The sequence below is a fragment of the Pseudoxanthobacter sp. genome (assembly GCF_036822375.1).
GTDB lineage: Bacteria > Pseudomonadota > Alphaproteobacteria > Rhizobiales > Segnochrobactraceae > Pseudoxanthobacter.
The window spans coordinates 1-7,950 of the sequence record NZ_DAISHT010000164.1 but is presented as its reverse complement, the minus strand read 5'-3'; the positions used below and the strand labels follow the sequence as shown (position 1 = coordinate 7,950).

6 protein-coding genes are annotated in these 7,950 nt (G+C 70.5%); 5 read left to right on the top strand and 1 reads right to left on the bottom strand.

Annotation, left to right across the window (positions count from 1 at the left end; translation table 11 throughout):
• The 5 genes from V7067_RS13505 to V7067_RS13485 form a co-directional block, all read left to right on the top strand.
• Window positions 1–655: aromatic amino acid lyase (locus V7067_RS13505; protein WP_334176427.1), on the top strand; the 655-nt coding region annotated here is incomplete at its 5' end.
• Window positions 655–1,470 carry an N-formylglutamate deformylase gene (hutG, locus tag V7067_RS13500; protein ID WP_334176426.1) on the top strand — a complete coding sequence of 272 codons (816 nt, stop codon included), beginning with the start codon at window positions 655–657 and terminating at the stop codon, window positions 1,468–1,470. The genes V7067_RS13505 and hutG, both read left to right, overlap by 1 nt.
• Window positions 1,471–1,482: 12 nt before the next feature.
• The gene (hutU, locus tag V7067_RS13495; protein ID WP_334176425.1) at window positions 1,483–3,150 is read left to right on the top strand and encodes a urocanate hydratase; all 1,668 of its coding nucleotides are present in this window, start codon (window positions 1,483–1,485) and stop codon (window positions 3,148–3,150) included.
• Complete coding sequence (locus V7067_RS13490) at window positions 3,147–4,334, top strand: CoA transferase (protein WP_334176424.1); 1,188 nt, start codon at window positions 3,147–3,149, stop codon at window positions 4,332–4,334. Before hutU ends, V7067_RS13490 begins: the two co-directional genes overlap by 4 nt.
• A gap of 224 nt (window positions 4,335–4,558) precedes the next feature.
• Entirely contained in the window at window positions 4,559–5,686 is a 1,128-nt protein-coding gene (locus tag V7067_RS13485) for an acyl-CoA dehydrogenase family protein (RefSeq protein ID WP_334176423.1), read from the top strand.
• A 21-nt stretch (window positions 5,687–5,707) separates the two neighbouring features.
• Here V7067_RS13485 and ybaL read toward each other — a convergent pair whose 3' ends face one another.
• Complete coding sequence (gene ybaL, locus V7067_RS13480; RefSeq protein ID WP_334176422.1) at window positions 5,708–7,612, bottom strand: YbaL family putative K(+) efflux transporter; 1,905 nt, start codon at window positions 7,610–7,612, stop codon at window positions 5,708–5,710.
• Between the last annotated feature and the right edge of the window lie 338 nt (window positions 7,613–7,950).

Sequence of the window (7,950 nt, the reverse complement as noted above, 5' to 3'; positions counted from 1 at the left end):
GGTCGCCGCCACGCTGGAGCGCGAGGCCAACGGCGTCACCGACAACCCGCTGATCTTCACCGGCGAGGAAGGCCCGGAGGCGATCTCCGGCGGCAATTTCCACGCCGAGCCGGTGGCCTTCGCCGCCGACATCACCGCCATGGCACTGTGCGAGATCGGCTCCATCGCCGAGCGGCGCATCTCCATGCTGGTCGATCCGGCGCTCTCCCGCCTGCCGGCCTTCCTCACCCCGCGGCCGGGGTTGAATTCCGGCTTCATGATCCCGCAGGTCACCGCCGCCGCTCTGGTCTCGGAAAACAAGCAGATGGCGCACCCGGCGAGCGTCGATTCCATCCCGACCTCCGCCAATCAGGAAGACCACGTCTCCATGGCCGCCCACGGCGCCTACCGGCTGCACCGCATGGCGCGCAACGTGGCGAACGTGCTGGCGATCGAACTGCTGGCGGCGGCTCAGGGCTGCGATTTCCACGCCCCGCTGGCCTCCTCGCCGGCGCTGGAGCGGGTGCGCGCCGCCATCCGCACCAGCGTGCCGGCGCTCGACGACGACCGCTACTTCGCCCCGGATATCGCCGCCGTCGCCGCCATGGTGCTCAGCGGCGAGATCGAGGCCGCAGCCGCGCCGCTGCCGCTGCCGGCCATCGTGGAGGCGGCGTGATGGCCGGTGACTTCCTGGTGATCGAGCGGGGCGAGGCGCCGCTCGTCCTCTCCTTCCCCCACACCGGCACGGCGCTTCCGGGGGCCTTCGCCACCCGTTTCCGCTCGCCCTGGCTGGCCCGGCGCGATGCCGACTGGCACGTCGAGCAGCTCTATGCCTTCGCCCGCGATCTCGGCGCCACGTTCGTGCGCTCGACCGTCTCGCGGTCGGTGATCGACCTCAACCGCGATCCCTCGGGCGTGTCGCTCTATCCCGGTCAGGCCACCACCGGCCTGTGCCCGACCGACACCTTCGACGGCGAACCGCTCTACGAGGCCGGGCGCGAGCCGGACGCGGCCGAGATCGTCTCGCGCCGCGAGCGCTGGTTCGATCCCTACCACGCCGCCCTCGCCGCCGAGATCGCCCGGCTGCGGACGCAGCACGACAAGGTGGTGGTCTATGACTGCCACTCCATCCGCTCGTGGATTCCGCGCCTGTTCGACGGCGAGCTGCCGCAGTTCAACATCGGCACCAACAACGGCGTCACCTGCGCCCCCGCCCTTGAAGCGGCGGTGGAACAGGCCTGCGCGGCCTCCGGCCTCGGCCATGTGGTCAACGGTCGCTTCAAGGGCGGCTGGATCACCCGCCACTACGGCGCGCCGGAACAGGGCGTGCACGCCATCCAGATGGAACTCGCCATCCGCGGCTACCTCGACGAGCCGCGCACGATCACCCCGCAGAACTGGCCGGTTGCGTGGGCCCCCGCCTACGCTGAAGCTGTCACGGCCACGCTTCGCACCATTCTTGAAGGCGCGCTCGCCTTCGCCCGCGCTTGAGGGAAAAGCCCCATGTCCCGCACTGACAACGACCGCGTCATTCATGCCCCGACCGGCCCGGAAATCACCGCCCGGTCGTGGCTGACCGAAGCGCCGATGCGCATGCTGATGAACAACCTCGATCCCGACGTGGCCGAGCGCCCGTCCGAGCTCGTGGTCTATGGCGGCATCGGCCGCGCCGCGCGCGACTGGGAGTGCTTCGATCGCATCGTGGCCACGCTGAAGCGCCTCAACGAGGACGAGACGCTTCTGGTGCAGTCCGGCAAGCCGGTCGGCGTGTTCAGGACCCACCCCGATGCCCCGCGCGTGCTGATCGCCAACTCCAACCTCGTGCCGCACTGGGCCAACTGGGACAAGTTCCACGAACTCGACCGCAAGGGCCTGATGATGTACGGCCAGATGACGGCCGGCTCGTGGATCTATATCGGTGCGCAGGGCATCGTTCAGGGCACCTATGAGACCTTCGTGGAAGTGGGCCGGCGCCATTTCGGCGGCTCGCTGAAGGGCAAGTGGATTCTCACCGGCGGCCTCGGCGGCATGGGCGGCGCCCAGCCGCTGGCCGCCACCATGGCCGGCGCCTCCTGCCTTGCGGTGGAATGCCAGCCGAGCCGCATCGATTTCCGTCTGCGCACCGGCTATGTGGACGTGAAGGCCGATACCCTCGACGAGGCGATGGCGATCATCGAAAAGTCGGTCGCCGACGGCAAGCCGGTCTCCGTCGCCCTGCTCGGCAACACCGCCGAAGTGCTGCCGGAAATGCGCCGCCGCGGCATCCGCCCGGATGTCGTCACCGACCAGACCTCGGCCCATGACCCCATCAACGGCTACCTGCCGGCGGGCTGGAGCCTCGACAAGTGGTTCTCGCTGCGCGAGAGCGACCCGAAGGCCGTGGAAAAGGCCGCCCGCGCCTCCATGGCGGTCCATGTCCGGGCCATGCTGGAGTGGTGGCACGAGGGCGTGCCGACGCTCGATTACGGCAACAACATCCGCCAGATGGCCCTTGAAGAGGGTGTGGCGGATGCCTTCGACTTCCCCGGCTTCGTGCCCGCCTATATCCGTCCGCTGTTCTGCCGCGGCATCGGCCCGTTCCGCTGGGCCGCGCTCTCCGGCGACCCGGAGGACATCTACAAGACCGACGCCAAGGTGAAGGAGCTGATCCCGGACAATCCGCACCTGCACAACTGGCTGGACATGGCGCGCGAGCGCATCCACTTCCAGGGTCTGCCGGCGCGCATCTGCTGGGTCGGCCTCGGCGACCGTCACCGCCTCGGCCTCGCCTTCAACGAGATGGTGGCGAAGGGCGAACTGAAGGCCCCGATCGTGATCGGCCGCGACCACCTCGATTCCGGCTCCGTCGCCTCGCCCAACCGCGAGACCGAAGCGATGCAGGACGGTTCGGACGCGGTTTCCGACTGGCCGCTGCTGAACGCCCTGCTCAACTGCGCCTCCGGCGCCACGTGGGTTTCGCTGCATCACGGCGGCGGCGTGGGCATGGGCTTTTCCCAGCATGCCGGCATGGTGATCGTGGCCGACGGCACGGAGGCGGCCTCCCGGCGCCTCGCCCGCGTGCTGTGGAACGACCCCGCCACCGGCGTGATGCGCCATGCCGATGCCGGCTACGACATCGCCCTCGACTGGGCGAAGGAAAAGGGCCTCGACCTGCCCGGCATCCTGAAATGAGCGCAGCCGCTGCCGGCCGCCGGCCGCTGGAGGGGGTGCGGGTGCTCGATTTCACCCGCGTCCTCGCCGGGCCCTATGCCACGGCGCTGCTCGCCGATCTCGGCGCCGACATCATCAAGGTGGAGGCGCCGGGCGGCGACGACTATCGCCATGTCGGCCCCTTCCACCCCGATGGCTCGTCGGTGATCTTCGAGGCCGTCAACCGCGGCAAGCGCTCGGTGGTGCTGGACGTGAAGAACCCGGCCGACAAGGCCGTGGCGCTGGCACTGGCAGAGAACGCCGACGTGGTGGTGGAAAACTTCCGCCCCGGCGTCGCCGACAAGCTGGGGCTGGGCTGGGCCGCGCTTTCCGCCCTCAACCCGCGTCTTGTCTATGCCTCCGTCTCCGGCTTCGGGCAGGATAACCCGGATGCCGGGCGGCCGGCCTACGACATCATCGTGCAGGCCATGAGCGGGCTGATGCACGTGACCGGCGATCCCGCCGGCGAGGCGACGCTGGTGGGCGAATCCATCGCCGACGTGGTCTCCGGTCTGTTCGGTTCGTGGGCCATTCTCGCCGCGCTCTACGAGCGCGAGAAGACCGGGGCCGGGCGGCGCATCGATGTGTCGATGTTCGATTCCATGATGGCGCTGCAGCCGCTCGTCGTGGCCCGGGCGCTGGCCACCGGCAGCGCGCCGATGCGCGTCGGCAACCGTCACCCGCTGTCGGCACCGTTCGGGGCCTTCCGCGCGAAGGGCGGCAGCTTCGTGCTGGCGGTGCTGAACAACAAGCTGTTCGCCACCCTGTGCACGGTCATCGGCCGGCCGGAACTGGCCGGGGATGCCCGCTTCGGTTCCGATCCCGACCGGCTCGCCAACGAGGGCGCGCTGCGGGCGGAAATCGAAGGCTGGTCGCGCACCCTTTCGCCCGGCGATGCCGTGGCTGCCCTCGTCGCCGCCGGGGTTCCGGCCGCCGAGGTGCAGGATACGCGACAGGCCCTTGCCGCGGCGGCGCAGCGCGGCCGGCCGGTGACGCAGACCGTGACCCACCCCGCTCTCGGGCCGCTCGCCGTGCCGGAGCAGCCGGCCTGCTTCGCCGGAGCCCCGCGCGGCGGCAGCGCCCCGGCCCCGCGCCTCGGCGGCGACACTGCCGCCGTTGCCGCCGATCCCGCAGCGGCGTGGAGCACGGCGGCCGCAAAGGCCTGACGCGCCCGTACCTGCAGTACTGCGCACCCGCAAGAGCGCGCACATGCAAGACGGCGCGCCCGCAAGACCGCGCCTGCAAGTCCGCGCCTGCAAGTCCGCGCATATGCGAGTCCGCGCACATGCGAGACCGCGCACATACAAGACCGGACGAGGACCCTGCCGCTTCGCGGCCGCCGGCCCTCTCCGCCCTGCCTTTTCCGTTGCCCGAGGGGGAGTTTGCGTCCATGAGCCGCCATCACGCCGATGCCGAAGTCGTTGCCGGCATCGAAACCTTCTGCCGCGAAGTCCTCACCCCCCGCGCGGCCGCGATCGACGAAAGCAGCCTGTTCGCCACCTGTCACCGGGCGGCGCTGGGCGATATGGGGGTGATGGGCCTCAACCTGCCGGCCGAATATGGCGGGCCGGGCGTGGATGCGTGGACGCTGTTCGAATCGATCGCGCTGGTGGCCGGCGCCTGCGGTTCCACGGCCTCGATGGTCACGGCCCACTGGCTGGCGACCGATTCCATCGTGCATGGCGGCTCGGCTGGCCAGAAGCAGCGCTGGCTGCCGCTGGCGGCCACCGGCGAACGTCTCGGCGCCTTCGCGCTGACGGAACCCGGCGCCGGCTCCAACCCCGCCGATATGACGACCTGTGCCGTGCGCGAGGGCGACGGCTGGCGCATCCGCGGCACCAAGCATTTCATTTCCAATGCCGGCGAAGCCGACTTCATCGTCGTCTATGCCAAGACCGACCGCGCCGCGGGGGCCCGCGGCATCTCCGCCTTCGTGGTGGAGCCGGCGGCCGGCGGCGTCACCGTCGGCGGGGCCGAGCGGACGATGGGCCTCAAAGGCGGCCACGTCTTCGAGGTGGTGTTCGACTGTCTCGTACCGGACGACAACCGCCTCGGCCCGGAGGGCTCCGGTTTCCGCACCGCGCTGAAGACGCTCGATGCCGGCCGGCTCGATATCGCCGCCTGCGCCGTCGGCATCGCGGAAGCGGCCTTTGCCGCCGCGCGGGACTGGGCGCGCACGCGCATGGTGGATGGCCACCCCATCGCCGCGTTTCAGGGCCTGCAGTGGATGATCGCCGACATGGCCGTGGACATCGCCGCCGCCCGCGGCCTTGCCGATGCGGCAACCGCGAAGCGGGCGGCCCGCGAGCGCTACAGCCCGGAAGCGGCGATGGTGAAGCTGTTCGCCGCCGAAATGGCCGGCCGCGTCACCGACAAGGCGCTGCAGATCCACGGCGGCTACGGCTTCACCCGCGATCTGCCGCTGGAACGCTATGTGCGCGACGTGCGCATCTTCCGCATCTACGAGGGCTCGTCGGAGGTCCAGCGCAACATCATCGCCCGCGCCGCGCTGGCGTGAGCGAAGCGGCCGGCCGGCGGATCAGCCGGCCGCCCGCGCCCCGCCGTCGTCCGCCTCCGCCGCACCGGGCGCGGCGGCGGCGGCCTGTTCTCCCGCTCCGGCCTCTGCGGCGGGCGCCTCCGCCGCGGCCGGCCCGGCATCGCCTCCGGCAGCGGCCGGGCCGTGGCCGGCCAGTTGCAGCAACATCTCGCGGGCGATTTCGCGCTCGCCCATGATGACGCCGTCGGCGCCGTGCTGCTTCAGGTGCTCCACCTCGGCATCGGAATGGGCGCGGGCCAGAATGAACAGCCCCGGATTGGCGCGGCGGCCCTGTTCCACCACCTGCCCGGCCTCGAACGCATTGGGAATGGCGACGACCAGATTGGCCGCCCCGGCCAGATTGGCATAGGCCATGATCTCGCCGGCTGCGGCGTTGCCGGCCAGCGCCTCGATGCCGGCGGCCTGCAGCGCCAGCACCTGCCGCGCCGCATCTTCCACCACCACCAGCGGCTCGCCGCGGGCGATCAGTCCCTCGCCCACCAGCCGGCCAACCCGGCCATAGCCCACCAGAACGGTGTGGCGGGAAAGGACGGTGGCCACCGGCTTCGGCGCCTCGTCGGCATCGGCCACGGCGGCGGCGGGCGCCTTCGTCTCGGCAACGGCCTCGTCGGGGGCGGCCCGGCTTTCCGGTGCCGGGGCGGCCGCGCGCGGCTGGCGGGCCTCGATGCGGTCGGCAAGGCGTTCGCTCGCGTAGAACGCCAGCGGATTGAGCACGATCGACAGCAGCGCGCCGCCGAGGATCAGATCGCGGCCCTCCTGCGGCAGCAGGCCGAGACCGACGCCGAGTTCGGCCAGAATGAACGAGAACTCGCCGATCTGGGCGAGCGAGGCCGAAATCGTCAGCGCCGTGCGCACCGAGCGGCCGAACACGCGCACGATGAGAAACGCGCCCACCGACTTGCCGATGACGATGATGAACAGCGTCGCCAGAACCGGCAGCGGATTGCGCACGATGCTCATGGGATCGAACATCATGCCGACGGAAACGAAGAACAGCACGGCAAAGGCATCGCGCAGCGGCAGGCTTTCCTCCGCGGCGCGATGGCTGAGTTCGCTTTCCGACAGCACCATACCGGCGAAGAAGGCCCCGAGCGCCAGCGACACGCCGAACAGCTTGGCCGCGCCGAACGCCACCCCCAGCGCAATCGCCAGCACGCCCAGCCGGAAAAGCTCGCGCGAGCCGGTGTAGGCCACCCAGTGCAGGAACCACGGGATCAGCCGGCGACCGACCACCAGCATGAGGCCGACGAAAGCCGCCACCTTCACCAGCGTCAGCCCGATGGCGCCGCCAAGCCCCAGATCCATGCCGAGCCAGCGGCTGACGGTGGCCAGCAGCGGATCGTGAAGGTTGCTCTGGCCGCCCATGATGGAGGACGCCGCCGGGATCAGCACCAGCGCCAGCACCATGGCGAGGTCTTCCACGATCAGCCAGCCGACGGCAATGCGCCCCTTGTCGGTCTCGATCATGCGCCGCTCCTGCAGCGCCTTGAGCAGCACCACCGTGGAGGCGACCGACAGCGCCAGGCCGAACACCAGCGCCCCGCCCATGGGCCAGCCGAGAAACACGCCCATGCCCCAGCCAAGCAGCGTGGCAAGCGCCATCTGGGCCACGGCGCCGGGCACGGCGATGCCGCGCACCGACAGCAGATCCTTCAGCGAAAAGTGCAGCCCGACGCCGAACATCAGCAGGATGACGCCGATTTCGGCCAGTTCGGCGGCCAGTTCCGGGTCTGCCATGAAGCCCGGCGTTGAGGGGCCGACCAGCACGCCCGCCACCAGATAGCCGACCAGCGGCGGCAGCCGCAGCCGGTTGGCGATGGCGCCGAACACGAATGCCAGCACGAGGCCGCCGACAATGGTTGCGATGAGGGGCATTTCATGGGGCATGGGGTGCGGTTCCTTCTGTCCCGGAGGTTCGCCGCAGACAAACACGCCCCCGGGCGCGGGAAGCGGCCATGGGTACGGCAGCCTTCGCGCGGGCCAGTCATCCGCCTGAGCTTCGATTTCAAGTCTCCCTATAAGACCGGGATTCGGTCGCCGAGGAAATGGGCAACGCACGCCCCGGCGGGCTTATGCAGACCTGCCCGACCGGCGGCGGACCGGGCGCGGCTGACGAGGCGCGGCCGCAGGGGACACCACCGCCACGGCGAGACCCCCGCCGGCCATGAGGGGAGCGGACGGCGCAGCGCAGGAACGGAAACGGCGACTGAAACAGCGACTGAAAC

Coding starts and splice junctions, on each gene's coding strand:
- hutG (WP_334176426.1), top strand. CDS start 655: ATGGCCGGTGACTTCCTGGTGATCGAGCGGGGCGAGGCGCCGCTCGTC.
- hutU (WP_334176425.1), top strand. CDS start 1,483: ATGTCCCGCACTGACAACGACCGCGTCATTCATGCCCCGACCGGCCCG.
- V7067_RS13490 (WP_334176424.1), top strand. CDS start 3,147: ATGAGCGCAGCCGCTGCCGGCCGCCGGCCGCTGGAGGGGGTGCGGGTG.
- V7067_RS13485 (WP_334176423.1), top strand. CDS start 4,559: ATGAGCCGCCATCACGCCGATGCCGAAGTCGTTGCCGGCATCGAAACC.
- ybaL (WP_334176422.1), bottom strand. CDS start 7,612: ATGCCCCATGAAATGCCCCTCATCGCAACCATTGTCGGCGGCCTCGTG.